This is a genomic window from Paracoccus sp. IB05 (assembly GCF_016405985.1).
Classification (GTDB): domain Bacteria; phylum Pseudomonadota; class Alphaproteobacteria; order Rhodobacterales; family Rhodobacteraceae; genus Pseudogemmobacter.
The window spans coordinates 122,513-149,246 of the sequence record NZ_JAEFCF010000004.1 but is presented as its reverse complement, the minus strand read 5'-3'; the positions used below and the strand labels follow the sequence as shown (position 1 = coordinate 149,246).

23 protein-coding genes and 1 other RNA gene are annotated in these 26,734 nt (G+C 63.5%); 13 read left to right on the top strand and 11 right to left on the bottom strand.

The genetic code is table 11. The features are described 5' to 3' along the window. Positions 1–21: 21 nt before the first annotated feature. Complete coding sequence (locus JC607_RS04440; RefSeq protein WP_198835736.1) at positions 22–876, bottom strand: prephenate dehydratase; 855 nt, start codon at positions 874–876, stop codon at positions 22–24. A 124-nt stretch (positions 877–1,000) separates the two neighbouring features. Here JC607_RS04440 and JC607_RS04435 point away from each other — a divergent pair, with 124 nt between their 5' ends. The 6 genes from JC607_RS04435 (at position 1,001) to JC607_RS04410 (ending at position 8,936) form a co-directional block, all read left to right on the top strand. After that, positions 1,001–1,531 carry a cytochrome c family protein gene (locus JC607_RS04435; protein ID WP_198835735.1) on the top strand — a complete coding sequence of 177 codons (531 nt, stop codon included), beginning with the start codon at positions 1,001–1,003 and terminating at the stop codon, positions 1,529–1,531. Between the two features lie 166 nt (positions 1,532–1,697). Next, positions 1,698–3,746 (top strand): extracellular solute-binding protein, encoded by a 2,049-nt coding sequence (locus JC607_RS04430; protein ID WP_198835734.1) that lies wholly within the window; start codon positions 1,698–1,700, stop codon positions 3,744–3,746. A gap of 57 nt (positions 3,747–3,803) precedes the next feature. Beyond that, entirely contained in the window at positions 3,804–4,955 is a 1,152-nt protein-coding gene (locus tag JC607_RS04425) for a microcin C ABC transporter permease YejB (RefSeq protein WP_198835733.1), read from the top strand. Beyond that, complete coding sequence (locus tag JC607_RS04420) at positions 4,955–6,064, top strand: ABC transporter permease (RefSeq protein WP_198835732.1); 1,110 nt, start codon at positions 4,955–4,957, stop codon at positions 6,062–6,064. Before JC607_RS04425 ends, JC607_RS04420 begins: the two co-directional genes overlap by 1 nt. Beyond that, positions 6,061–7,710, top strand: coding sequence for an ABC transporter ATP-binding protein (locus tag JC607_RS04415; RefSeq protein ID WP_198835731.1), 1,650 nt, complete (start codon positions 6,061–6,063; stop codon positions 7,708–7,710). Before JC607_RS04420 ends, JC607_RS04415 begins: the two co-directional genes overlap by 4 nt. Then, on the top strand, positions 7,707–8,936 hold the full coding sequence (locus JC607_RS04410) for a glycosyltransferase (RefSeq protein ID WP_198835730.1): 1,230 nt from the start codon (positions 7,707–7,709) through the stop codon (positions 8,934–8,936). Before JC607_RS04415 ends, JC607_RS04410 begins: the two co-directional genes overlap by 4 nt. Positions 8,937–8,939: 3 nt before the next feature. Here the strand turns inward: JC607_RS04410 and hemN are convergent, their stop codons facing one another. After that, entirely contained in the window at positions 8,940–10,295 is a 1,356-nt protein-coding gene (gene hemN / locus JC607_RS04405) for an oxygen-independent coproporphyrinogen III oxidase (protein ID WP_198835729.1), read from the bottom strand. A 77-nt stretch (positions 10,296–10,372) separates the two neighbouring features. Here hemN and fnrL point away from each other — a divergent pair, with 77 nt between their 5' ends. Next, entirely contained in the window at positions 10,373–11,119 is a 747-nt protein-coding gene (fnrL, locus tag JC607_RS04400) for a transcriptional regulator FnrL (RefSeq protein WP_198835785.1), read from the top strand. 77 nt (positions 11,120–11,196) lie between these two features. Here fnrL and JC607_RS04395 read toward each other — a convergent pair whose 3' ends face one another. Together JC607_RS04395 and nudC are read right to left on the bottom strand one after the other, a co-directional pair. Beyond that, positions 11,197–11,667 carry an SRPBCC family protein gene (locus JC607_RS04395; protein WP_198835728.1) on the bottom strand — a complete coding sequence of 157 codons (471 nt, stop codon included), beginning with the start codon at positions 11,665–11,667 and terminating at the stop codon, positions 11,197–11,199. A gap of 238 nt (positions 11,668–11,905) precedes the next feature. Then, positions 11,906–12,850, bottom strand: a complete 945-nt coding sequence (gene nudC / locus JC607_RS04390) for an NAD(+) diphosphatase (protein WP_198835727.1) — start codon at positions 12,848–12,850, stop codon at positions 11,906–11,908. A 223-nt stretch (positions 12,851–13,073) separates the two neighbouring features. On the opposite strand from nudC, the gene JC607_RS04385 reads away from it, so the two are divergent. The 5 genes from JC607_RS04385 (at position 13,074) to JC607_RS04365 (ending at position 18,303) form a co-directional block, all read left to right on the top strand. Further along, complete coding sequence (locus JC607_RS04385; protein WP_198835726.1) at positions 13,074–14,996, top strand: metallophosphoesterase; 1,923 nt, start codon at positions 13,074–13,076, stop codon at positions 14,994–14,996. Between the two features lie 43 nt (positions 14,997–15,039). Beyond that, the gene (locus JC607_RS04380) at positions 15,040–15,669 is read left to right on the top strand and encodes an HAD family phosphatase (protein WP_198835725.1); all 630 of its coding nucleotides are present in this window, start codon (positions 15,040–15,042) and stop codon (positions 15,667–15,669) included. A 41-nt stretch (positions 15,670–15,710) separates the two neighbouring features. Continuing rightward, an RNA gene (ffs, locus tag JC607_RS04375) (signal recognition particle sRNA small type) lies at positions 15,711–15,809 on the top strand. Between the two features lie 99 nt (positions 15,810–15,908). Then, positions 15,909–16,997 carry a phosphotransferase gene (locus tag JC607_RS04370; protein WP_198835724.1) on the top strand — a complete coding sequence of 363 codons (1,089 nt, stop codon included), beginning with the start codon at positions 15,909–15,911 and terminating at the stop codon, positions 16,995–16,997. A gap of 1 nt (position 16,998) precedes the next feature. Continuing rightward, on the top strand, positions 16,999–18,303 hold the full coding sequence (locus JC607_RS04365) for an aspartate aminotransferase family protein (protein WP_198835723.1): 1,305 nt from the start codon (positions 16,999–17,001) through the stop codon (positions 18,301–18,303). Positions 18,304–18,354: 51 nt separating this feature from the next. Here JC607_RS04365 and JC607_RS04360 read toward each other — a convergent pair whose 3' ends face one another. From JC607_RS04360 to hisD, 5 genes are all read right to left on the bottom strand, one after another. Beyond that, positions 18,355–19,122 (bottom strand): ABC transporter permease, encoded by a 768-nt coding sequence (locus tag JC607_RS04360; protein WP_198835722.1) that lies wholly within the window; start codon positions 19,120–19,122, stop codon positions 18,355–18,357. Positions 19,123–19,126: 4 nt separating this feature from the next. Further along, positions 19,127–20,308 carry an ABC transporter permease gene (locus JC607_RS04355; RefSeq protein ID WP_198835721.1) on the bottom strand — a complete coding sequence of 394 codons (1,182 nt, stop codon included), beginning with the start codon at positions 20,306–20,308 and terminating at the stop codon, positions 19,127–19,129. Continuing rightward, entirely contained in the window at positions 20,305–21,408 is a 1,104-nt protein-coding gene (locus tag JC607_RS04350; RefSeq protein WP_198835720.1) for an ABC transporter ATP-binding protein, read from the bottom strand. Before JC607_RS04350 ends, JC607_RS04355 begins: the two co-directional genes overlap by 4 nt. Before the next feature lie 103 nt (positions 21,409–21,511). Continuing rightward, a complete protein-coding gene (locus tag JC607_RS04345) occupies positions 21,512–22,573 on the bottom strand; it encodes an ABC transporter substrate-binding protein (protein WP_198835719.1) in 1,062 nt (353 codons plus the stop codon). 70 nt (positions 22,574–22,643) lie between these two features. After that, the gene (gene hisD, locus JC607_RS04340; protein ID WP_198835718.1) at positions 22,644–23,927 is read right to left on the bottom strand and encodes a histidinol dehydrogenase; all 1,284 of its coding nucleotides are present in this window, start codon (positions 23,925–23,927) and stop codon (positions 22,644–22,646) included. Positions 23,928–24,065: 138 nt separating this feature from the next. Here hisD and JC607_RS04335 point away from each other — a divergent pair, with 138 nt between their 5' ends. Further along, complete coding sequence (locus JC607_RS04335) at positions 24,066–24,614, top strand: cupin domain-containing protein (protein WP_198835717.1); 549 nt, start codon at positions 24,066–24,068, stop codon at positions 24,612–24,614. A gap of 102 nt (positions 24,615–24,716) precedes the next feature. On the opposite strand, the gene galE is transcribed toward JC607_RS04335, so the two are convergent. Both galE and JC607_RS04325 read right to left on the bottom strand, forming a co-directional pair. Beyond that, positions 24,717–25,718: a UDP-glucose 4-epimerase GalE gene (gene galE, locus JC607_RS04330; RefSeq protein ID WP_198835716.1), complete on the bottom strand. Its 1,002-nt coding sequence runs from the start codon at positions 25,716–25,718 to the stop codon at positions 24,717–24,719. Next, positions 25,711–26,730: an SDR family NAD(P)-dependent oxidoreductase gene (locus tag JC607_RS04325; protein ID WP_198835715.1), complete on the bottom strand. Its 1,020-nt coding sequence runs from the start codon at positions 26,728–26,730 to the stop codon at positions 25,711–25,713. The genes galE and JC607_RS04325 overlap by 8 nt, the downstream gene beginning before the upstream one ends. Between the last annotated feature and the right edge of the window lie 4 nt (positions 26,731–26,734).

Below are 26,734 nucleotides of genomic sequence, written 5' to 3'. Positions count from 1 at the left end.
CCCGGAGCCGTGGCGGGCGGCTCAGCGCCGCTCGCCAGAGGCCGGATAGACACCGAGGATATTCAGCTCGGTGGTGAAATAGCTCAGTTCCTCCAGTGCCCGCGCCAGCGCCGGATCTTCGGGATGGCCCTCGACATCGGCGTAAAAGGCGGTGGCGGTGAAATGGCCGCCGACCATATAGCTTTCCAGCTTGGTCATGTTGACGCCATTGGTCGCGAAGCCGCCAAGCGCCTTGTAAAGCGCCGCCGGAATGTTCCTGACCTGGAAGGTGAAGGTGGTGACCATTTTTTCGGCCCGGCGCCGGTGATCGGGGTCGCGGCTCATCACCAGAAAGCGGGTGGTGTTGTTCGCGTGATCCTCGATATGGCGGGCCAGCACGTCGAGCCCGTAGATTTCGGCCGCCAGCTCGCTCGCCAGCGCCGCATGGGACGGGTCATTCGCCTCCGCCGCCTCACGCGCGGCCTTGGCATTGTCCGAACTGATCACGCCGCGGATATTGTGCTCTCTCAGGAAGCCCGCGCATTGCGGCAGGATCACCACATGGCCATGCGCCTCACGCACATCCGCCACGCGCGCGCCTTTGACCCCCAGAAGGTTCACATGCACCCGCACGAAAGTCTCGTCGATGATATGCAGGCCCGAATTCGGCAACAGGCTGTGCACATCCGCCACCCGGCCATAGGTCGAGTTCTCGACCGCAAGCATCCCCAGATCCGCCCGGCCGTCGCGGACAGATTCGACCACCTCCTCGAAAGTGCCGCAGGGCAGCACCTCCATCCCGGGCCGCGCCTGGGCGCAGGCCTGGTGCGAATAGGCGCCAGGCTCGCCCTGGAAGGAAATCAGGCCGGATCTGGTGTCGGCGACCGATGCGGACATGGCATGAACTCCTGAAAAATCGCGGGTTTCGCACATGAGAGGCGATTGGTCGCGCTCCTACACCTTGCAAGCCATGCAGGGAAGCGGCTAATACCGGGCAAGACGACCAAGGGATGCGTTCGACATGTTCGACACAATGACGATGACCAAGGCGACCGGAGCTGTCTGTGGCGCACTTCTCGTGCTGCTGCTGGGGGGCTGGGCTGCGTCTGCACTTTACAGCACCGCGCCGCATGGCGGCGGTCATGGCGAAGAGGTCGCTCAGGCCTATACGATTGACACCGGCGCAGCCGCCGGCGGCGAGGAACCGGCCGAAGTGGTCGATATCGCCGCGCTGATGGCGACGGCAGATCCGGCCAAGGGCGAAAAGGTCTTCAACAAATGCAAGGCCTGCCACAAGCTTGATGGCACCGACGGCACCGGCCCGCATCTGAACGGTGTGGTTGGCCGCCAGATTGCCAGCGCTGCAGGCTTTGCCTATTCCTCCTCGATGGCGGATCACGGCACCGATGGCACGAAATGGGATCCGGAAGAGCTGGACCATTTCCTGCGCGCGCCGAAATCCTTTGCCGCCAATACCAAGATGTCCTTCGCAGGCCTGCCGAAACAGGATGAGCGCATCAACCTGATCGCCTTCCTGGAACAGCAAAAGTAACGGATTTCCCCGCCAGCCGGGAAAAATACCGCTGAAAACAATGGCCGCACCCTTTGGTGCGGCCTTTTTCATACTTGCATCACCAGAGTAACGCATTCGCGCCTTTCCCCCCGCGCGGCATGGCTTTAGCATCACGATCCGGAGCGGGCAGAAACCGGGGGATGGAATGGCGGCAAGGGCGGATCGCAGGGGCGACAAAGGCCGGATGCTGGCGGGCAAACCCGCGATCATGGTCCGGGATCCCGCCCCCCAGTCCCGGATGCATGCCGTCCTGCTGACCGGAACCCTCACGCTGGCTGCGGCCCTGATAACCGCCGGGGCCCTGCGCGCCCAGGAGGCCGCACCGGCCGAAGTCACGCCGACAGCCGCGCCCGCCGATGCAGCGGAGCTTCCGGCTGAGGCCGAAACCGGCGTGATCATCTCGCATGGGATTGCCACCTTCAATTCCGACACGCTGCTGCATCCGGCGGATATGGCCTACCTGCCCTATGTGAACCCCGATGCGCCGAAGGGCGGCGAATTCAGCATGCAGGCCATTCAGGACGGCTATGATTCGATGAACCCCTTCTCGGTCCAGGGCCGCGCGGCCCAGGGCGCCACGATGATGCTGGAAGGGATCCTGACCGGCACCGCCGACGAGATCGGCTCATCCTATTGCTTCATGTGCACCACGATGGAATTCCCCGAAGACCGCTCCTGGGTGATCTTCAACCTGCGCGATGATGTGCGGTTCTCGGATGGCTCGGCCCTCACCGCCGAAGATGTGGTGTTTTCCTACAACGTCTTTCTGACCAAGGGCCTTGCCGAGTTTCGCCCGCAGCTTGAGGCCCAGGTGGCTTCGGCAGAGGTGCTTGACCCGCTGCGGGTGAAGTTCACCTTCCAGCCCGGTGTGCCCAGCCGGCACCTGCCCGCGATGGTTGGCGGACTGCCGGTCCTCTCAAAGGCCGATTACGAAGCGCGGGACATGGATCTCGAACAGGGCTCGATGCAGCCCTTCCTTGGCACCGGCGCCTATGTGCCTGTTCTGCCAGCGAAAAGCCCGACCACGATCAGCTATCGGCGCAATCCCGATTACTGGGCGCAGGATCTGCCTTTCGGCATAGGCATGAACAATTACGACCTGATCCGCTATGAATATTTCGCCGAGGCCAATGCCGGTTTCGAAGGGTTCAAAGGCGGCGCCTATACGTTCCGCCAGGAAAACGTCGCGCGGCAATGGTCGCTGAACTACGATTTCCCCGCCGTGCTGAATGGCAGCGTCCGCAAGGAAGAGCTGCCCCGTGACGGGGTTTCCAACGGCCAGTCCTGGGTCTTCAACCTGCGCCGCGGCATCTGGCAGGATCCACGGCTGCGCGAGGCGATCGCGATCCTGTTCAACTTCGAATGGAGCAACGACACGTTGTTCTTCGGCAAATACCAGCGGATCAATTCCTTCTGGGAAAATTCCTGGTTGCAGGCCGAAGGCCCGCCTGCGCCGGATGAGGTCGCGCTGTTGCAACCCCTGGTCGGGGAAGGGTTGCTGCCGCCCGGGATTCTGACCGATGCGCCCTATTCGCAGCCCGTCTCGGATGCCGGCAAGCTGCTGGACCGGAAATCCCTCCTCAAGGCGTCGAAACTGCTCGATGAGGCGGGATGGCTGGTGGATGACAAAGGCATCCGCCGCAATGCGAAAGGCGTGGCGCTGCGGCTTGAGATCCTCGACGACAACCCGACCTTTGAAAAGATCCTGGCGCCCTTTGTCGAAAACCTGCGCGCGGTCGGCATCGATGCCGGTGTGAACCAGATCGATTCCGCGCAATATGAGGTGCGGACCCGCAACCCGGATTATGATTTCGACTTCACCAGCACCTTCTTTGTCTTTGACTACTTCCCCGATTCCGGCCTGCGACAATGGATCGGATCGGCCGAGGCGGATGTCTCGGTCAGAAACCTTGCCGGGCTGAAAGATCCGGCGGTGGACCGGCTGATCAATGTCATCGTCGCGGCACAGTCGCGCGACGAGGTCACCACAGCGGTTCATGCCCTTGACCGGGTGCTGCGCGCCGACAGGTTCCGCGTGCCCATGTGGCACAAGCCCGAGGTCTGGGTCGCGTATTACGACATGTATGAACACCCCGCCGTGCTGCCGCCCTATGCCACGGGCGAGCTGAGCTGGTGGTGGGTCAATGCGGAAAAAGCCGCTGCTCTGAAGGCCAGTGGCGCGCTGCGACAGTGATCTCTCTTCTGACCGATCCTCTCACGACCGAATTTTGAACGAACAGGCGGGACGACCTTGGGCTCCTATATTCTCAGACGGCTGTTGCTGGTGATCCCGACCCTGTTCGGCATCATGCTGATCAATTTCGCCCTCACCAATGTGGTGCCGGGCGGCCCGCTGGATCAGATCGAGGCACGGCTGCAAGGGTCAGGCGATTCCATTGCAGGGATCGCCGGGGCGGGCGGCGATGCCGGAACCGGCGATGCGGGCCAGTCGGGCTATACCGGCGCGCAAGGCCTGTCACCCGAATACCGGGCACAGCTTGAGGAGCAGTTCGGCTTTGCCCGCATCATCTGTGACGATGGTTTCACCGGCAGACGCGACATCCGCAACGAGGCCTGCCACAAAGAAATGATCCCATTCTGGGAGCGCTTTGGCATCATGATGTGGAACTATGCCCGCTTTGACTTTGGCGAGAGCTTTTTCCGCAAGATCTCGGTCGTCGATCTGATCATCGAGAAAATGCCGGTCTCGATCACGCTGGGCCTGTGGTCGACGCTGATCGCCTATCTGATCTCGATCCCACTGGGCATCCGCAAGGCGGTGAAGGACGGATCCTCGTTCGACACCTGGTCTTCGGGCATCATCATCGCCGCCTATGCGATCCCCGGCTTCCTGTTTGCGATCCTCTTGATGGTGTTGTTTGCCGGGGGCACCTACTGGCAATGGTTCCCGCTGCGGGGGCTGACATCGGACAACTGGGACAGCCTGTCCTGGATCGGCAAAGTCGGCGACTATCTCTGGCATATCACTTTGCCGGTGACGGCGCAGCTGATCGCAAGCTTTGCGACGCTGACGCTTCTGACCAAGAACAGTTTCCTTGACGAGATCCGCAAGCAATATGTCATGACCGCCCGCGCCAAGGGCCTGTCAGAACGTCGCGTGCTTTACGGCCATGTCTTCCGCAATGCGATGCTGATCGTGATTGCGGGCTTTCCGGCACTGTTCCTCGGGGTTTTCTTCGGCTCATCGCTGATCATCGAGATGATCTTCACGCTGGACGGTCTGGGGCTGCTTTTATACCGTGCCACGATTGAACGCGATTTTGCGGTGATGTTCGGCACGCTGTTTGCCTTTGGCCTGATCGGGCTGGTCGTGGGGATTATCTCGGATCTGATGTATGTGCTCGTCGATCCCCGTATTGATTTCTCGAAGAGGGCGGGCTGATGGCACTTTCGCCGCTGAACCAGCGCCGCTGGCGCAATTTCAAAGCCAACCGGCGCGCCTTCTGGTCGCTGATCATTTTCGGCGTGCTTTATGTGCTGACGCTCGGGGCAGAGCTGATCGCCAATGACCGGCCTCTGCTGGTGCGCTATCAGGGCGGCTGGCACACGCCCTTCCTCAAATTCTACCCCGAGACCCGCTTTGGCGGTGTCCTGCGCACCGAGGCCACTTATCGCCAGCCCGAGGTGCAATGCCTGATCATGACCGGCGGCAGCGCGGAATGTGAGAATGACACCGAGGCCGTGATGGCCGAGCTGAACGAGAAGGGCACCGTCATGGGCGAGCCGGTCCGGAAGGGCTGGATCCTCTGGGCACCGCTCCCCTATCAATACAGCACCATCGTCGATACCGGCGGGCGCGCCCCCGCCGGCCCCTCGGCGCAGAACTGGCTGGGCACCGATGAGGCCAGCCGTGACGTGCTGGCCCGCGTGATCTATGGCTTCCGCCTTTCCGTCACCTTCGCGCTGATCGTCACGGTGCTGAACGGGCTTTTCGGTGTCGCAGCGGGGGCGGTCCAGGGCTATTTCGGCGGCAAGACCGACCTCATTTTCCAGCGCGTGATCGAGCTCTGGGGCTCGATCCCCTCGATCTATGTCATCATCATCCTGACCGCGATCTGGGCGAAAAGCTTCTGGCTGATGGTGTTCCTTCTGGTGCTGTTTGGCTGGACGGGGCTGGTCGGTGTGGTGCGCGCGGAATTCCTGCGCGCGCGGAATTTCGAATATGTGCGGGCGGCCCGCGCCCTTGGGGTGCCCGATCTCCAGATCATGTTCCGCCATATGCTGCCCAATGCGATGGTCGCCACGCTGACCATGCTGCCCTTCATGGTCACCGGCACCATCGGCACGCTGGCGATGCTCGACTACCTGGGCTTTGGCCTGCCCTTGTCGGCGCCATCCCTTGGCCAGCTTTCGCGCCAGGCCCAGGCCAATCTGCAATCGCCGCATCTGGCCTTTGTCGCCTTCTTCACCTTCGCCATCATGCTGACGCTGCTGATCTTCATCTTTGAAGGCATCCGCGATGCATTCGACCCGAGAAAGACCTTCCGATGAGCCTGCTTGACGTAAAAGACCTGCGCGTCAGCTTTTCCCAGGACGGTCGCCAGATCGAGGCGGTGAAGGGCGTGTCTTTCTCTGTGGGCAAGGGCGAGACAGTGGCCCTGGTCGGCGAAAGCGGTTCCGGGAAATCGGTGACCGCGCTGTCGACCGTGCGGCTTCTGGCCGATAATGCCACGGTCTCGGGCACCATCTCCTGGCAGGGGCGCGACATCGCGAAACTGACCGAGGCCGAGCTGCGCCAGTTGCGGGGCGATGATATCAGCTTCATCTTTCAGGAGCCGATGACCTCATTGAACCCGCTCCATTCGATCGAGCGGCAGATCACCGAAAGCCTGGAGCTGCACCAGGGGCTGCGCGGGGCCAAAGCGCGGGCGCGGGTGATTGAGCTTTTGACCAGGGTCGGCATCCGCGACCCGGAAAGCCGGCTGAACGCCTGGCCACATCAACTTTCGGGCGGGCAGCGCCAGCGCGTCATGATCGCCATGGCGCTGGCCAATGGGCCAGAGCTGCTGGTCGCGGATGAGCCGACCACCGCGCTGGATGTGACGATCCAGAAGCAGATCCTTGAATTGCTGGCGGAACTGAAAGCCTCGGAAGGCCTCAGCCTTTTGTTCATCACACATGACCTGAACATCGTGCGCCGCATCGCCGACCGGGTCTGCGTGATGCAAAACGGGGTGATCGTGGAACAGGGGCCGGCGGCCGAGGTCTTTGGCAACCCGCAGCACCCCTATACGCAGAAACTGCTTGCTGCCGAGGCCGCAGGCCACCCCGAGCCGGTGGCACCTGACGCCCCGGAAGTGGTGCGCTCGGAACATCTGAAAGTCTGGTTCCCGATCACCAAGGGCTTCCTCCAGCGCACCGTCGGGCATGTGAAAGCCGTGAACGATGCCAATGTCGCGGTCCGTGCCGGGGAAACTTTGGGCATTGTCGGCGAAAGCGGCTCTGGCAAAACCACGCTCGCGCTGGCCCTGATGCGGCTGATCGGCTCGGAGGGGCCGGTTTTTTTCATGGGCAAGGATATCTCGCGGCTGCGCGGCCAGGCGCTGCGCGATCTGCGTCGCGACATGCAGATCGTGTTCCAGGACCCGTTCGGCAGCCTCTCGCCCCGGATGACGGCGGAACAGATCATCGCCGAAGGCCTCGGCGTGCATGGCGTCGAACCGGGCCGCGACCCGCGCGATATGGTGACGGACATCATGCGAGAGGTCGGGCTCGACCCCGAGATGATGACCCGCTACCCGCATGAGTTTTCCGGCGGGCAGCGGCAGCGCATCGCCATTGCCCGCGCCATGATCCTGCGCCCCAAACTTGTGGTGCTGGACGAGCCGACCTCGGCGCTCGACATGACGGTGCAAGTGCAGATCGTCGAACTATTGCGCGGGCTGCAACGGAAATGGGGGCTGGCCTATATCTTCATCAGCCATGACCTGCGGGTGATCCGCGCCATGTCGCATAAGGTCATGGTGATGCGGGCGGGGGATGTGGTCGAATCCGGCACGACCGAACAGGTTTTCCGCCGCCCCGCCAGCGATTACACCCGCGCGCTGATGGAAGCCGCCTTTGGTGATCTGCGCCCGGTCAGCGCAGAAGAGGCTCCCGAAGGCGCTGCAACAGGCTCCCTCGGGGAGGATGCGTGAAGATCCTCTTTGTCCACCAGAATTTCCCCGGCCAGTTCCCGCATCTGGCACCGGAACTGGTGCGGCGCGGACATGACTGCCGCGCGCTGACCGATCAGGGAAATGACCGGCCCTCGCCGGTTAAAACCTGGCGCTACAAGTTCACGCCCGACCCGGTCGATCCCCGCGCCACGCGTCTGGGGCGCAATTACACCACCCATTCCGACCGGGGCGTGGTTGCGGCCCGCGCCGCCATGACCATCCGCGACCGCGAGGGGTTCTCGCCCGATCTGATCATCGGCCATTCCGGCTGGGGCGAGACGCTGTTTCTGAAAGAGATCTGGCCCAACGCGAAACTGCTGGTCTATTCCGAATTCTACTATCGCGGCGCCGGTCAGGATGTGGGCTTTGACCCCGAATTTTCGCCCGGCGGCTTTGACCAGGTGATGATCGCCCAGGGCCGCGCCGCGCATCTCGGTCAGGCGCTGATCCATGCGGATCGCGGGCTCGCGCCGACCGAATGGCAGGCCTCGACGCTGCCCGCCACACTGCGTCCGATGGTGGATGTGATCTTTGACGGCGTCGATACCGACATCCTCCGCCCCGATCCGGGCGCGCATTTCACCACGCCATCGGGCCAGGTGCTGCGGGCCGGAGACGAGGTGCTGACCTTCGTGAACCGCAATCTCGAACCCTATCGCGGCTATCACATCTTCATGCGGATGCTGCCGCGCCTGATGCGCGAACGCCCCAATGCCCAGGTGGTGATCGTCGGCGGCGATGAGGTGAGCTATGGTGCCGCCCCGAAAGGTGCCAAGGGCTGGAAGGATATCATCCTTGATGAAGTGAAAGACCGGCTTGACCTGTCCCGCGTGCATTTCACCGGCAAGCTGCCCTATGCCGATTATCTGCGGCTGATGCAGGTCAGCCGCGCGCATGCCTATCTGACCTATCCTTTCGTTCTGTCCTGGTCGATGGTCGAGGCAATGGCGGCAGGCGCCCTGGTCGTGGGTTCGCGCACCGCGCCGGTCGAAGAGATGATCCGCCATGGCGAGACCGGGCTTCTGGTGGATTTCTTCGACCAGAAGGCCTGGGCCCGCCAGCTTGCGGAATGCCTCGCCGAGCCCGGGCGGTTTGACCCGATCCGCGCCCGCGCCCGCGCGGAGGTGATCGCGAAATATGATCTGAAGCGGGTCTGCCTGCCGGCCCAGGTCGCGCTGGTCGAAAGCCTGGTGCAGGGCGCGTAACGATCAGACCGCGGCCGAATGCTGCGCCTTCGCGCTGTCATAGGCGTCAAACATCCGCGCGATCATCCGCGTCAGCGGCCGGCCCCGGGGCGGGATGATCAGGTCGGCGCCATCGCGCAGAACCATATCGCCGAACCGTGCGCTGGCCGCGTCAAACAGCGCCGCAAGCCGGGCCGGGCTGGCGCCGAAATCACGCGTCAGTTCCGTGCCCGAGACGCGAAAATCGCACATCAGCGCCTCGATGATACGGCCCCGCATCAGGTCTTCGCCCTGGAAAGCATGGCCTTTGGCAACCGAAAACCGCCCCTCGCGGATCGCTTTCGTATAGGCGGCCGTGGCGGGGGCATTCTGCGCATAGCCCTGGGGAAAGCGCGAGATCGACGAGGCGCCAAGCCCCACCAGCACGCCCGACTGATCATCGGTAAAGCCCTGGAAATTGCGTCGCAGCCGCCCCTCTTTCCAGGTCTTCGCCAGGCCATCCGAGGGCAGCGCGAAATGATCGATGCCGATCTCGTCATAGCCATCGGCGGCAAACAGCGCCCGGGCGGTGTCGAACAGAGCCAGGCGTTCCTGCGGAGTCGGCAGGCTTTCCGAAGGGATCAGCTGCTGGCGCCGGCTCATCCAGGGCACATGGGCATAGCCGTAGAGCGCCACCCGGTCCGGCCCCAGTGAGAGCAGCTTTTGCACCGAATCAGCGATGCGGGCGCGGTCCTGATGCGGCAGCCCGTAAAGGATATCGGCGTTCAGACTGGTGATGCCACGGGCGCGCAGCCCGTCGGAAATGCGCTTTGTCAGCGCGTAACTCTGGTCGCGACCGATGGCTTTCTGGATCTCGGGATCGAAATCCTGCACCCCGATCGAGGCCCGGGTCATCCCCGCTTGCGCCAGCGCATCAAGGCGCGCCTCATCCGCCTCATTGGGATCGATCTCGACCGAGAATTCGCCGCCCGGTGCCATCGGAGCGACCGAGAAAATCGCCTCCGTCAGACGCAGGATCTCGTCCGGCGGCAACAAGGTCGGCGTGCCACCGCCCCAGTGCAATCTTGAAAGGGTAACGTTATCAGGCAGATGTCGCGCCAGCAGTGCGATCTCGTCGCGCAGTGTCCGGGCATAGGCGATCACCGGGTCTTCGGATTGCGTGCCCTGGGTGCGGCAGGCGCAAAACCAGCACAACCTGCGGCAGAAAGGCACGTGAAGATAAAGCGATATGGCCGAACCGGCCGGGATCTGCCCCAGCCAGGAGGCAAACTCAGGCGCCCCGATCCCGTCCCGAAACTGCGGCGCGGTCGGGTATGAGGTATAGCGGGGCACCTTCGCGTCAAAAAGTCCCAGCCGTTCAAGTTGCTTATCTGGCGTCATGGCTCTACCCTAAAGCGGCGCAGGCTCTGCTTCCTTGACGCAGATCAATGATTTTGAATGAGGCACCCGGCGTGAATTTGACGCTGCACGACAAACAGGCTTTGCACATGGAATGCGGCGGTTGCCCGATCCGCCACCGTGCCGTTTGTGCCCGTTGTGACAGCGACGAGATGGATACGCTGGAGCAGCTGAAATATTACCGCAGCTTTCAGGCCGGACAGACGGTGATCTGGTCGGGGGACCGGATGGATTTCGTGGCCTCGGTGGTTTCGGGCATCGCCACCCTCACCCAGACGATGGAAGACGGGCGGCGCCAGATGGTGGGCCTTTTGCTGCCCTCGGATTTCGTCGGGCGTCCGGGGCGGGCGACCGCGACCTATGACGTCACCGCGACGACCGATCTGGTGATGTGCTGTTTTCGACGCAAACCCTTTGAGGACATGCTGGTGAAAACCCCGCATGTGGCGCAGCGCCTGCTGGAAATGACACTGGACGAGCTGGATGCGGCGCGCGAATGGATGCTGCTGCTGGGCCGCAAGACCGCGCGTGAAAAGATCGCCTCGCTGCTGGCGATTGTGGCGCGGCGCGATGCGTCGCTGAAGGTGCATGAGACGCTGGGCAAGGCCTCGGTCGAGCTGCCGCTGACCCGCGAAGAGATGGCGGATTACCTTGGCCTGACGCTGGAAACGGTCAGCCGCCAGATCTCGGCGCTGAAACGCGACGGGGTCATCCGGCTGCATGGCAAGCGGCTGATCGAGATCCCGGATTACCGCCGCCTGCTGGAAGAGGCCGGCGACGATTCCGATGGCGGGATGCCCGCCTGACCCTGACGGCCGCCTGACCCTGTTGCCTGAGACCAGGGAGGCCTGAGACCCGGCCCTGATGGCTCGTGCGGCCCCGGTCAGCCCGCGCTTTCCAGCCAGCGCTCTTCGATCATCTTCGCGAATTTGCCCATCTGCCCGTCCAGCCTGCGCTGCGTGCGCCCCTTGACCAGGCGCAGCGACTGGATCAGCAGCCGCGCCGCAATGGTCTTCGGGCGGGTCTCGGCAACCAGCGAGACCCGCGTGCGTTTCGGCGCAAGGCTCAGCAATTCCAGCCGCACCCCGCCCGCCACGGAAGGGCTGTCGAGATCGAGGTCAAGCGCATTGGGCGGGCTCAGCTCGGCAAGGCGCAAGAGCACCTTGCGCGGCTTGCTTTTATAGGCAAAACGCAGTCGCCAGCCCATGCCGGCCTCCGGGCGTTTCAGATGGTCGATCCGTTCGACCTCTGCGCCGCGCCGCACGGCCATGCGCTCGAAATGTTCGAAATCGGTGAGTTCCTGCCAGACGAAGTCCAGTGGTGCCTCAATATCCTGTTTCGCGCTGAATTTCATATGTCAGAACCTGCCTGTCAGTGTTGTTATATGCCGGACCACAGACCGCCCCACCTGCGAGGCGAAACGGCGGGTGAAAACTGTACCGGCGCAACCTGACCGGAGATACCGTTACCTTAAACCCGGGCGCAGTGTTATTTCACATATATCCTGCGTATCTTCAGATATTTCGCCACGGATTTTAACTGTTTTGCTGCGGTTTATTCCGGCTTTCAGCGCCGGATTTGCAACCATTCCCTTAATCCAGCCGGTCGGCAAGCCAGCTTTCAATCAGATAGCGCGCGATAGAGCCCTGGCGTGGCGGCCGCACCGCCTCATGCGTGCCATTGACCACCCGCACCATGTCTTCGCGGCTGATCCAGAGCGCGTGATCCAGCTCGACCGGATCGAGAATGATCTCATCGCTCAGCGCCTGCGCATGACAGCCCAGCATCAGCGAGGCCGGGAAAGGCCAGGGCTGGCTGGCAAGGTAGCGCACCGCGCCGCAGATCACGCCGGTCTCTTCCTGAACCTCGCGGCGCACCGCAGCCTCGACGGTCTCGCCCGGCTCGACAAAGCCTGCAAGCGTCGAATACATGCCCTCGGGCCAGCCCGGGCTGCGGCCGAGCAGCAGGTCATTTCCCCGGGTCACCAGCATGATCACCACCGGATCGGTGCGCGGGAAATGCATCGCCTTGCAGGACGGGCATTTGCGATGCCAGCCAGCACCGCCGGTCTCGGATTTCGCCCCGCAGGACGGGCAGAACCCGTGTGTGCGGTGCCATTCCAGCAGCGCCCGGGCCGTCGCCGCCATCTCGGCCTCATCGGGGTCAAGCGCTGCCATGATCTGGCGCAGCTCGATGAATTGCCGCCCCGCCGGTGCCAGCGGATGCGGCTGCCGCCCGGCATCGAAAATCGTCTCGGTCGGAAGACCCTCTTCCGGCTTCCAGGACGAAAGATCAGCGGCAAAGACCCCCTTTTCCCGCCAGAGACCCAGAAAAACCGGCGGCGGCGCGTCGGTCAGCAACGGATCACCTGCCGTCAGAAACCCCAATGAGCTGTCATCGGCCAGCGGCATCCCGCGCCAGAGCGGCAGGACCAGACCGCCCGCAAGAAGCACCGCCAGCGCCTCGGGATCAGAGCGCAACTCATGGCCCCGGTCGCGCCCGGTGCCGCCGAAAGTCACGGAACTGGCCTGTTGCATCACTTGCTCCACCGCATTAGCCTTCAGGGATCTGCAGGCGGTGATGACATGCCGGACAGGCGCCGAAAAGCCCCTTCGCCACACCTCGGGCAGAGTTTCCCTTGGGGGCTTGCGGCTGTGCCACCGGCGTGACAACCTTCAGTTGTACATTTGAACGTCAACCGTGTTTCATCAGATATGACCGCAATGGTTGCACTCTCACCCCTTTCGAAGGCATGGCAACGTGTCTTCTGAACCTGACAGGCTCTGGTCCGGAGGATCGGTCTTTGCCCACGAAACGCCGCCAGACGGGTCCGGCCTGCTGAGGATCATCGCAACCAGCGACCTTCACGCGCAGCTGCTGTCCTATGACTATTTTGCAAATCGCCAGCTTCCCGGCACCGGCCTCGCCCAGATCGCCTGTCTGATCGCCGAAGCGCGCCGTACTGCGCCCGCCTCTCTTTTGCTCGACAACGGGGATTTTCTGCAAGGCGGCGCCCTGGCCGAGATCGGTGCGACGCGGCGCGGCAGGCGGCTGCATCCCGCGATCACCGCTTTCAACGCCCTCTCCTATGATGCTGTGGCGCTTGGCAATCATGAATTCGACTACGGGCTCGAGACGCTGAGCCGCGCCATTGAAGGCGCCGGTTTTCCGGTGATTTCCACCAATGTCCTGGTGGAGAAGGCGTCAACGCCGCTCGCAGACCGGCATTTCACCACGCCTGCAACATTGTTGACCCGCGAGATCGCACTTCCGGACGGGACGCGGCGCGCGGTCACTGTCGGGGTTTTCGCCCTGACCCCGCCCGAGACGCTGCAATGGAATGCGCGCTGGATCCGGGACCGGCTCGCGATACGGCAGATGGAGGAAACCGCCCGCGCCTGGGTGCCCGAATTGCGGGCGCAGGGGGCGGATATCGTGATCTGCCTTGCCCATACCGGCATCGCGCAACCGGTCGCGGGGGCATCCGATGAAAACCAGGCGGTCGAGATTGCCGGGATCCCCGGGCTCGATGCGGTGATTGCCGGCCACAGCCACCTGACCTTTCCCGACCTGCGCAGCTATACCGACCCAAGGGTGAACGGGATCAGCGGCCATATTTCCGGCAAGCCGGTGGTGCAGCCGGGGCATGAAGGCTCGCATCTGGGGGTGATCGACCTCTGGTTGAACCCGGTGAGCGGCATCCCGAACCGCCGATGGGAGGTGACGCGCAGCCGGGCGCACCTGATCGCCGGCCAGGAAACGGTTGCCGGGATGCCGTCGCGCACCATCCGCGAGGCTTCGGCCCCCTTGCGGCTTGCGCTGGCCCAGGATCATTCCGCCGCGCTTTTCCGGATGCGGCAGCGCCTTGGGACGGTCGCGATGCCGGTCTCATCCTGGTTTGCCAATGTCGCTGACGGCCAGGCGATGCGGCTGATCGGGGCTGCGCTAAGCGCGCATGCCCGCGCACGCCTCGACGGCGGGCCATGGGGCAAGCTGCCGATGGTGGCGCTGGTCTCGTCCTTCCGCTCTGGCGGGCGCGGCGGGCCGATGAACTACGTCGACATTCCGCAGGGAAATGTCTCGCTGCGCCATGTGTTCAGCCTTTATCCGTTTCCCAATACGCTGACCGCGCTCCTGACCACCGGAGCCGAGCTGGCCAGGCGGCTTGACCTTGCCTGCACGCTCTTCAACCAGATCTTACCGGGCAAATCCGATCAGATCCTGACCAATTCGGCGATTCCGGCCTTCAGCTTTGCTGCAGCCATCGGCGCCGCCTATCAGATCGACCTGAGCCTGCCCCCCGCCCGGCCCGGGATCGCCCGCCCTTTCGGCAAGGGCCGCATCAGGGGCCTTACGATCGATGGCCGGCGGCTTGGACCAGAGGATCCGGTGATCCTCGTCGTCAATAATTACATAACCGACGACCCCCGCCGCCCCGCCGGCGAGGTGATCCTTGATGAGGGCCGCAACTGCACCGGGATCATCGCCGATTATATCCGCGAAAAGGAGCGGATCGTCCTGGACGACCGCCCCGGCTGGCGCTTCATGCCGATGCCGGGCACCACGGTGCTTTTTGACAGTGGAACCGGCGCCGGCGAGAGGCTCGACTCCGCCGCCGTGCTGCGTCCCGAGCCAGTCGGGCTGATGCCATCGGGCTTTTCGCGCTTTCGCCTGCATCTGTGATGGTGCAGGGTCCGGCCAGCGGATTCCAAGACTGAGGATGGATATGTTTGACGCGGTTTTCTTCGATCTCGACGGCACTCTGGTCGATACCGAGGCGCTGGCGCTGCGCTCTAACCTGCGGGTTTTTGCCGATCATGGCCATCCGGTCGAGCCCGATTTCCTTCATGAGCTGATCGGCAAGGATGAGCCCGCTGTCACCCAATATCTGCGTGAGACGCTGCCGGGGCTGGACGCCAGACAGCTGCAGACCGATCTGCACCGCGCCTTTTACGAAGATCTCGAAGCGGGCCTCGATCTGAAACCCGGCGCGCGCCGGCTGCTTGACGGGCTCGCGGTGCCGGCGGTGCTGGTGACCTCGTCGGGGCGCCCGGGCGCGCTGCGCAAGCTCGAGCTGACCGGCATCCATGCGGCCTTTGCCGGGGTGATCACGCTGGACGAGGTAACGCGGCCGAAGCCCGATCCGCAGCCCTATCTGATGGCGGCAGAGATGCTGGATCTCGACCCGTCGCGCTGCCTGGTGTTTGAGGACAGCGAGACCGGCGCCGAGGCCGGCCATCGCGCCGGCTGCACCGTGGTGCAGGTGAAAGACGTCGTCAGCCCGACAGGCCGCTGGGCGCATCACATCGCCGATGACCTTCTGGCGGGCGCCCGCCTTGCCGGTCTCGCCATCTGACCCCCTCTTGCGTCAGCCTTTCAGGGCGCATATATCGGCCTTGAGAGGTTGGCGCGGGTGAACGCCTCGCCAACCCGGTCAGGTCCGGAAGGAAGCAGCCGTAACGAGATCCGTTTGGGTCGTTGTCCAGCCTCTCACCCTCCCTTCATTTCTGCGCAGCCAGTCCAGTTTGGCCCATCCGATAGGGACAGATTGCGCGCGCTCTGGATTTGCGGCCGCAGTCGCCCGATAAACAGGCCATGACATATGCCGCTGACACTCCCCCCGCTTCCGCAGCCGCCCCCACCGCCGACAGTGCGACCGATGAGGCGCTTGGCGCACTTCTGACCCTGCCGAAACCCGAGGTCGCGGCGGGCGTGATCGAGGGCGCGCTGGCGCAGCACTGGGGGCTTGCCGGGAAGATGCAGCCGCTGGCCGGCGAGCGCGATCTGAATTTTTGCCTGACCACCGCTGCGGGCACGAAATACCTCGTCAAGCTGACCCATCCGGCGGAAAGCCCGGCGATGACCGAATTCCAGACCGGCGCGATGGTCCATGTGGCGGATCGCGACCCGTCTCTTCCGGTGCCGCGGGTGATCCGCCCCGCGGATGGCGCGCTTTGGGTGGCGCTGCCCGAGGGGCGGCTCCGGGTGTTCACCTGGCTTGAGGGCGAGCCGATGTCCTCCGGCCCCCGCAGTGACGCCCAGGCGCGCGCCTCGGGCGAGATGCTGGCGCGTCTGACCCGGGCGCTGAGGGATTACAGCCATCCGGCGGCGGATCATGTGCTCTTATGGGATATCCGCCAGACACCACGCCTTTTGCCGCTGTTGCCTTCCATCGCCGATGAGACCCTGCGATCCGGGGCCGGCGCCTTTGTCGCCCGGTTCACGACCGGAATCACGCCGCGCCTCGCAGATTTGCCCTGGCAGGTCTGCCATTCCGATCTCAACCCGCATAACCTGCTGGTCGACCCTGCGCAGCCCGACCAGATCACCGGCCTCATCGATTTCGGCGATATGGTTTACACGCCGCGCATCTGTGATCTCGGCGTCGCCGCCGCCTATCAGATCGACCCGGCCCGCCCGCTGGAGCGGCTGTCGGAATTCGTCGCCGGCTACACATCAGTGCTGCCGCTGACTGCGCCCGAGCTTGACCTCCTGTTCGATATGATCACTGCGCGGATGATCACCACGCTGTCGATCACCTCCTGGCGCGCTGCGCGGTACCCGGAAAACGCGCCCTATATCCTCAGAAACGCGCCCTCCGCCCGTGCAGGCCTTGCCGCGTTCCGCGCCATCGGAGCGGATGCCGCCACACGCGCCTTCCATCTCGCCGCAACAGGAGCCTGACATGAGCAGAGGAACCATGGTCAATGCTTTCGACCGCGCAACCGCAAGGCTGAACCCGGCTGAGGAAGCGCTGGTTTCCCGCCGCGAGGCAGCACTCGGCCCCGCCTACCGGCTGTTCTACGAGACGCCGGTGCATCTCGTGCGCGGCGAAGACGTCTGGCTGTACGATACGGACGGCAACCCCTGGCTCGATTGCTACAACAACGTGGCCTCGGTCGGCCATTGCCACCCCCGGGTGGTCGAGGCCATGGCGAAACAGGCGGCGACGCTGGCCTCCCACACCCGCTATCTGCATGAGGGCATTCTGGACTATGCCGAGCGGCTGCTGGGGTATTTCCCGCCAGAGCTGTCGCATGTGATGTTCACCTGTACCGGATCCGAGGCGAATGACCTCGCCTATCGCATCGCCCGCGCCGCGACGGGGGGCTCGGGCGTGATCGTCACCGCGAACGCCTATCACGGCGTCACGCTGGCCACCGCGCAGATGTCGATGTCGATCGGCCCCGCTGTGGCCCCCGGGCCCGAAGTCTTCCCGATCCCCGCACCAGTCGCAGCAAACTATCCCCAGGGCGTCGCACAGGGCTTCGCGGCAGCGATCCGCGAGGCCTGCGCCAGGATGCGCGAAGCGGGCATCCGCCCGGCCATGCTGATTGTTGACACGATCTTTTCCTCGGACGGGCTGATCACCGGGCCGGAGGGCTTCCTGGCCTCTGCGGCAGACGCGATCCGGGGCGAGGGCGGGCTTTTCCTTGCCGATGAGGTGCAGCCGGGCTTTGGCCGCACCGGGGCCACGATGTGGGGCTTTCAGCGCCATGGCGTGGTGCCGGATATGGTCTCGATGGGGAAACCGATGGGCAATGGCTATCCGGTTGCGGCCCTGGCCATGCGCCCTGATGTGATTGCCGATTTCGGTGCGAAAGCGCGCTATTTCAACACATTCGGCGGCAATGCCGTGGCGGCGGCAGTGGCAGGCGCAGTGCTGTCCGTCATCGAAGACGAAGGATTGATGCAGAACGCGCAAACCACCGGCGCGGCGTTTCTGGCCGGGCTTGATCAGCTGGCGGCGCGTCATGAGACGCTCGGGTCCCGGCGCGGCGCGGGGCTGTTCCTCGCGGTCGATATTCTGAAGGACGGCCAGCCATCGGCAGAGGAAGCCGCCCGCGTGGTCAATGGGCTGCGCGATCAGCGCGTGCTGATCTCGGCCTCGGGCGCGAAGGGGGATGCGCTGAAGATCCGCCCGCCGCTGCCGTTCCGGCCAGAGCATGTCGGACGTTTCCTGGAGGCGCTCGACACGGTGCTCAGCTGAGAAAACGCCCGCCGGTCCCTCCGGCGGGCGCTTTCATTACCCCCGCCTGCATTACCCCCGCCTGCGGCGCGCCAGCATCAGCGCCAGCGCGATCAGCACCGTGCCGACGATGATGATAAAGGCCGCCGCCGCAATCGCCGGGCTGATGTTTTCGCGCAAGGTCGAGAACATCTGCCGCGCGAGCGTCCGCTGGTTCGGGCCGGCGACGAACAGGGTCAGCACCACCTCATCGAGCGAGGTGGCAAAGGCCAAAGCCGCCCCGGACAAAACCCCCGGCATCGCCAGCGGCAGCGTCACCAGCGAGAACACCTTCCAGGGCGGGGCGCCGAGGCTCAGCGCCGCGCGCTCCACCCGCCGGTCGATGCCCGTAAGCGCCCCGGAAACCGAGATCACCACGAAGGGCATCGCCACAACGGTATGTGCGATGATCACCGACCAATAGGACGAATTGATCCCGAGCCGCACGAACAAAGACTGCATCCCCACGCCCAGCACCACCGCCGGCACCACCATCGGAAGCAGGAACATCGTGCGGATCTGCGATTTCATCCCCAGATCCTGCGACCGCAGCCCAAGGGCCGCCAGCGTCCCCAGAACCGTCGCCAGCGCCGTGGTCGCGGTGGCGATGATCAGGCTGTTGAGGATGGCCCGGCTCCAGACTGAATTGACCACCAGCTCCTCGAACCAGCGGGTCGAGAAAGAGGGGATCGGATAGGTCAGAAAGGCGCTGGAGGTGAAGGCCAGCGGCAGGATCACCAGCAAAGGGGCGATCAGGAAGAACACGATCAGGCTGGCATAGATGGCTTTTGCGTATTTCATCGCCTCACCTCGCCTGGACCGGGTCGCGCGACAGGCGGTTATAGACCGCATAAAGCGCAAGGGTCAGCACCAGCAGGATCAGACCAATCGCGGCAGCCATGCTCCAGTTCGCGGATTTGATTGAATAATCGGCGATCACCGACGAGATCATCTGATCCGCCGCGCCACCAAGCAATGCCGGTGTGATATAATAGCCAATCGAGGCCATGAACACGAGCAGCGCGCCCGAGATCACGCCCCTGAGCGACAAAGGCAGCAGGACGCGCAGGAAGGCGCGAACCGGATGCGCACCGAGCGAGGCCGCAGCACTCATCAGATTGCCCGGCACGGTGATCAGCACCGAATAGATCGGCAGCACCATGAAGGGCAGCAGCACATGCGTCATCGCCAGCACCACGCCGAACCGGTTGTAGATCAGGACCAGTGGCTCTGAAATCACTCCGATCCCCATCAGCGACTGGTTGATGATGCCATTATCCTGCAGGATGATCATCCAGGCGGCGGTCCGCACCAGAAGCGAGGTCCAGAGCGGCAGCAGCACGGCGCCCAGCAGCACCGCCCGTTTCCACCCCGAGACCGAAGCCGCGATCATCGCATAGGGCAAGCCTATGACAAGACAACACAGGGTCACCAGCGCCGAGGTCCAGAGCGTCCGCATCAGGATGGTGAAATTCGCCGAGGTTCCCTCTTTCATCGCAGCGACCGAACCGGAGCTGTCCCGCTCCATATCGAGGGACGCCAGCAGGAAAGCATCGGTATAGGGCGAGGCATTGTCCTGGATCGCCTTCCAGAACACGGGGTCGGCCCAGCGTTTATCCACCTCGGCAAGATCGATATCGGGGGTCTCGCGCACGGCGGAAACCGTCTTCCCCATCAGCGAGCGAAACCCCGATTTCGAGGAGTTGAGCCGGCGGGTCACATCGCCCATCGCCTGTTCATCGGTATTGGCAACGATATCGGCGCGAAAGGCGGCCTGGATTTCAGGCGCGGGCACGCCTTCGCCATCCCAGTCATCGATCGCCGCCGCCGTCTGCGGCAGCACGCGCGACACTGCGGGGTCAGATACGGCCTGGCTGATCACCGTCACCAGCGGCCAGACGAAGAAAAGGCCCAGAAAGACCAGAAGCGGCGCGATCAGGATCAGCGCCCTGACGCCCGGAGACCGAAAGCGGGAGGATGCTGTCATGGCGCGATCACCCAGCCATCCTGGGCGCGAAAGCCCAGCGTGACCTTTGCGCCATTGGCCCATTCGGCGGCTTTGCGGTTGATCCGCGCGATGATGCGGCCCGCGGCGGTCTCGATCACGATGCGCAGATGGTCGCCCTGGTAGACGGTATCTGTGACCTCACCGGTCAGGCAATTCACCCCTTCTGGCGCGGTGGCGTAGATGTCGATCCGCTCGGGGCGCAGTGACAACAGGCCCTTGTCGCCAGGTCTGAACCCTGCAAGCCCGTGGCTCTGAAACACCGTGCCGCCCGGCAGGGTGAGGCTCAGCGTTTCCCCCGAGACCGCGCTGACCGTGCCTTCCAGAAGATTGGTCTCGCCGATGAATTCGGCCACGAAACGGTTGGAGGGATGGTCATAGACCTCGCGCGGGCTGGCGCATTGCTGGATCTGGCCGTGGTTGAAGACGGCGATCCGGTCGGACATGGTCAGCGCCTCGTCCTGGTCATGGGTGACGAAGATGATGGTCAGGCCCAGCCGGTGATGCAGGTCGCGGATATCCAGCTGCATCTGTTCGCGCAGCTGCTTGTCGAGCGCACCGAGCGGCTCGTCCATCAGCACCACGCGCGGCTCGAACACCAGCGCCCGCGCCAGCGCAACGCGCTGCTGCTGGCCGCCGGAAAGCTGGCCCGGCAGGCGGTCAGACAAATGCCCGAGCTGCACCATATCCAGCGCCTTTTGCACCCGGGACGCGACCTCCGCCTTTGCGGTGCCGCGCATCTCCAGCGGGAAGGCGACATTTTTCGCGACCGTCATATGCGGGAACAGGGCATAGTTCTGGAACACCACGCCCATATCGCGCTTATGCGTCGGCAGATCGTTGATCTTCTGCCCGTCCAGCACAATCGCGCCCCCGCTGACGCTTTCAAACCCCGCAAGCATCATCAAAAGCGTGGTCTTGCCCGACCCCGAAGGCCCGAGCAGACTGACAAATTCGCCCCGCGCGATGTCGAGATCCAGATCCTCCACCACGCGAACCGTGCCGTAATCCTTGGTGACCTTCTGAAATCTGATGAAATTTTCCGACACGGTGCCCCCTGTAACCAGTTCTAGCCGGGACATCCGCGTCTTTGCGATCTTCAGTGCCCCGGATGCGTTTCCGTCCTGTCTTACCTTCCGAAAGCAAGCGGCCGGCCGGGGCCTTCGCCCCGACCGGCCCGGACGCTTATTGTGCGACCCAGGCGTTGAAACGCTCGGTCAGTTCTTCGGAGTTGTCGACCCAGTAATCGACATCCAGATTGACCGAAACCGCAAGGTTTTCCGGCCAGGTCGGCAGATCGACAGCGAATTCAGCCGGGATCAGCTCGGCTGCGGCCTTGACCGGCAGACCATAGGCGATGTGCTCGGGCAGTTTCGACAGGTTCTCGGGCGCATTGGCAAAGGCGATGAAATCCTGGCCTGCATCCTTATTCTCGGCACCGGCAAGGATCACCCAGCTGTCCACGGCATAGATCGACTCGTTCCACACCAGTTTCAGATTGGTGCCTTCCGTGCGGTTCAGCCCGGTGATGCGGCCGTTATAGACCGAAGCCATCACCACATCGCCGGTTTGCAGCATGGAAAGCGGCTGTGCGCCGGCCTCCCACCAGACCAGATTGGGGCGCAGCTCGTCGAGTTTGGCAAAGGCGCGATCCACGCCTTCGGGCGTCGCCAGCACGTCATAGACCTCGGCGCCGGAAACGCCATCGGCCATCAGCGCGGCTTCCAGCGCGTATTTCGCCGATTTGCGCAAAGCGCGCTTGCCCGGGATCTTTTCCACATCCCAGAAATCGGCCCAGCTTGCCGGCTGCGCTTCGGTCAGCTTGTTGCCATCATAGGCAATCGCCACCGACCACACGATATGGCCCGCGCCGCAATCCGTCGCACCGCCGGGGATATAGCTGTCCTTGCCGCCCAGCTTCTCCCAGTCGAGCTTTTCATAGATGCCATCAGCACAGCCAAGCGCCAGCTCTTCCGCCTCGACCTGGACCACATCCCAGTTTGGCGTCCCGGCCTTCACCTTGGCCTGGAGCACGCCGTAGCCGCCCTCCCAGGCCTCGTCCAGCAAGGGCTTGCCGGTCTTCTCGGCGAAGGGTTTGAAGAACAGCTCGCGCTGCGCATCCTGGAAATTGCCCCCGAAGGACACAACCGTCAGGTCGCGCGCCTGGGCCGCAGTACCCGCCAGAGCCATAGCAGCCCCAACTGCGAGAACCTTGCCGAAACTGGTAATCTTATGGTTGTTTTTCATGTTTTTCTCCCTGTTGTTGAAATTTTAGACACGCCATCCACACTCTGACAAGCGCGAACCGAGCGCATTCTCAGTTCTGTTCAAGTCGGAAGGCCGCTGCGCGGCGATGCCCCTCGAGACCCTCCGAGGCGCTTTGCCGGATCGCGGGTTCTGCCACCTGACGGATCGCCTCCGCTTCCAGCCATTGATGGGTGCAGATCTTGACATAGGCGCCGACCCACAACCCGCCGGTATAGCGCCCTGCCGCCATCGTCGGCAGCGTGTGATTGGTGCCGATGCATTTGTCGGAATAAACCACCGAGGCATTCTCGCCGATGAAGAGCGAGCCATAGGAGGTCAGCCGGAGCGCGAAGGCTTTCGGGTCGCGTGTATGGACCTGAAGGTGCTCTGCCGCGATCAGGTCAGAGACCTGGATCATCGTCGCCTCATCCGGCACGACCATGATCTCGCCGTAATCGCGCCAGGCCTCGGCCGCGACCGGCGCGGTGGGCAGGTCTTTCAGCTGGTTTTCGACCTCGGCCAGAACCGCATCGGCCAAAGCGCGATCGGTGGTGATCAGGCCGACACGGGTGCGGATGTCATGCTCGGCCTGGGCCAGCAGATCGGTCGCGATCATGCGCGGATTGCCGGTCTCATCGGCGAGCGTGTAGATCTCGGACGGGCCGGCGAGCTGGTCGATCCCCACCGGGCCAAAGACCTGGCGCTTGGCCTCGTTCACGAAAGCATTGCCCGGCCCGACGATCTTGTCGGCCTTGGGGATCGAAGCCGTGCCACAGGCCATGGCCGCAATCGCCTGGGCACCGCCAACGCGGAAGATCCGATCCGCACCGGACATATGGCAGCCGGCGATCATCGCCTCATGGGCGTTCGGCGGCAGGCAGGCGATGATCTCTTTCACGCCCGCGACCCTTGCCGGCACGATGGTCATGACGGGCGCGGACAAAAGCGGATAGCGCCCGCCCGGCACATAGCAGCCCACCCGGTCAATCGGGATCACGCGATGCCCGAGATGCACACCCGGCAGGGTCTCGATCTCCAGCGGCAGGATGGTGCCGAGCTGCGCCTTTGCAAAGGCCGTCACATTGTCGATGGCAAATTGCGTATCGGCGCGGGTCTGCGGATCCAGCCGCGCAACGGCGGCCTCGCGGGCCTCGAGGCTGACTTCGAGCACCTCCAGATCGGATTTGTCGAATTTCAGCGAGTATTCCCTCACCGCAGCATCGCCATGCGCTGCGACATTGGCGATGATCTCTTTCACCAGCGCCTCAACCGGCGAATTGTCCGAGATCGCATCGCGGGCCGGCGCCTTCACGCGGGAAATGCGGGTTTCAAGTGCCTCGGGAAGCCTGGTCATTGCGTCTGGTCCATCGTTTGAAATGAGATTGGGGCCGGTCAGGGAAGCGCAATTCTTCCGGCTTTCCGTGATTCCGGCAATTGCCCGGAGAGAGTGCGGTTCATATACTCACCAAAACCAGTCCTCGGGAGCGCCCATATGCCGCAGATCGGTCGCCATTTGCGCGAATTGCGCCGCCGTCGCCAGCTGAGCTCACGCGAGCTTGCGACCCGGGCCGGCATCTCGCATTCCACCATCTCGCTGATCGAGCGCGACCGGATGAGCCCCTCGGTCGACACGCTGGGCGCTGTGGTGGATGCGCTTGGCACCACCTTGGTCGAGTTTTTCTCGGGGCTCAGAAGCAGCTACGAATATAGCCCGGTCTATCGCCCTGATGATTTCGTAGAGATCGGAAATCCTGATGAAATTTCCTACCGGGTGATCGGCTTCAACCAGCCTGCCCGCAAGATGCAGGTGTTGATGGAGACCTATCAGCCGCTGGCCGATACCGGCGATATCTTCTCGCATGATGCGCAGGAAGCCGGCCTGGTGCTGGAGGGACGGATCGAGCTGACGGTCGGCCAGCAGGCCTGGGTGCTGACCCCGGGCGATGGCTATTACTTCGACAGCAACCTGCCGCATCGCTTCAGAAACCTGGATGACGGGCTGGCAAGAATAATCAGCGCGATTACGCCACCAAGCTACTGACACGCGAGACGATCGGGAAAATGATCCGCAAACCGCGTCATATCCTGATCAGTTTCGGGAAATTGTTTCGGTGCGGGGCCGGAGCCCCGTACCCGCACCACATCAACGCTGATAAGGCGTCTTGCCAGCCCAGGCCCAGGCATCGCCGATCATCTGCCTGAGCGTCGAGCGTGCCGGCTTCCAGCCCAGCTCGCTGATTGCCCGTTCAGACCCCGATACCAGCGCCACCGCATCACCGGCGCGACGCGCGCCCTCGGTCACCGGCACCTCGCGATTGGTCACCACCCGGCTTGCGTCAATCACCTCGCGCACGGTAAAGCCAGCCCCGGTGCCGAGGTTGAAGGATCGGCTGCCCTTACCGGAAATCAGCCAGCGCAGGCCCAGTACATGGGCATCGACCAGGTCCGAGACATGGACGTAATCGCGCACACAAGTGCCATCGCGCGTGGCATAATCGGTGCCGAACACGGTCAGCGCCGGGCGTTTGCCGGCCACCGCATCCAGCATCAGCGGGATGAGATGCGTCTCGGGGAAATGCTGTTCGCCAAGTTCACCCTCGGGATCGGCGCCGGCCACGTTGAAGTAACGGAAGATCACATGATCCAGCGCCCCCGTGGCGCCGAAATCGCGCAGGATGTCCTCGATGGCGCGCTTTGATCCGCCATAGGCATTGATCGGATATTGCGGCGTGTCTTCGGTCAGAACCACCCCATCCTGGTCGCCATAGGTCGCGCAGGTCGAGGAAAACACGAAATTCCGGATCCCCGCCGCGATGGTCGCCTCAACCAGGTTCAGCGCGCCGCCGACATTGACGCGCCAGTATTTCGCGGGGTCTGTCATCGACTCGCCCACCAGCGAGAGTGCCGCGAAATGCATCACTGCAACCGGCTTGTACTGCGCCAGCGCCGCGTCAATCGAAACGCGGTCCATCAGATCGCCCTCGGCCAGCGGCCCGTATTTCACCGCCTCCGCCCAGCCGGTCGAAAGATTGTCAAAGGCGACCGGAATGAACCCCGCCTTTGCCAGCGCCTTGCAGGCATGCGAGCCGATATAGCCCGCGCCGCCCGTCACCAGCACATGCTGCAGCCCCGCGCCATCAGACATTGTAATAGTCCCGATACCAGGAAACGAAGGCGGCCACCCCTTCGGGCACACGGGTTTTGGGCTGATAGCCGGTCAGGCTTTTCAGCAGGCTGGCATCGGCCCAGGTTGCGGGCACGTCACCGGCCTGCATCGGCATCAGATTGCGGATCGCCTCGCGCCCGGTGGCGGTCTCGATGGCCGCAATGAAATCGGTCAGCTGCACAGCATCCGAGTTCCCGATATTCACCACGCGCCAGGGCGCCACAGGGGAAAGGCTGTCGCCTTCGGGCACTTCGCCATTTTCCGGCGTCGCCGGGGCGGCGTCGATCAACAGGCGGATCCCCTCGACCAGATCGTCGATATAGGTGAAGTCGCGCTTCATATCGCCATGGTTATAGACGTCGATGGCCTCGCCTTTGAGGATGTTTTTGGTGAATTTGAACAGCGCCATATCCGGGCGCCCCCAGGGGCCGTAAACGGTGAAGAAGCGGAACATCGTCACCGGCAGGCCGAAAAGATGCGCATAGCTGTGCGCCATGCCCTCGGTCGCCTTTTTCGTCGCGGCATAGAACGACATCTGATGATCGGCGCGGTCGGTTTCCGCATAGGGCATTTTGGTATTGGCGCCAAAGGCCGAAGAGGTCGAGGCCAGCAGCATATGCTGCGGTGGGAAGGCGCGGGCGGCCTCTAATATCTCGAAAGTGCCGGTGATATTGCTTTCCAGATAGGCGCGCGGATTGTCGATGGAATAGCGCACCCCGGCCTGGGCGGCGAGATGGATCACCACATCGGGGCGATGCGTCTCGAACAGCTGCATCATCAGGCCGGGTGTCTCAACCGAATCATTCACCACCTGGAAGCCCGGATCCTGGCTCAGCATCGCCTGGCGGCGCTGTTTCAGCGTCACGTCATAGTAATCGGACATATTGTCGAGCCCGATCACCTGGAACCCATCCGCCAGCAGGCGACGGCAGAGGTGATAGCCGATAAAGCCCGAAGATCCCGTCACCAGCGCTTTGCGTGTCTCAGCCATAAAT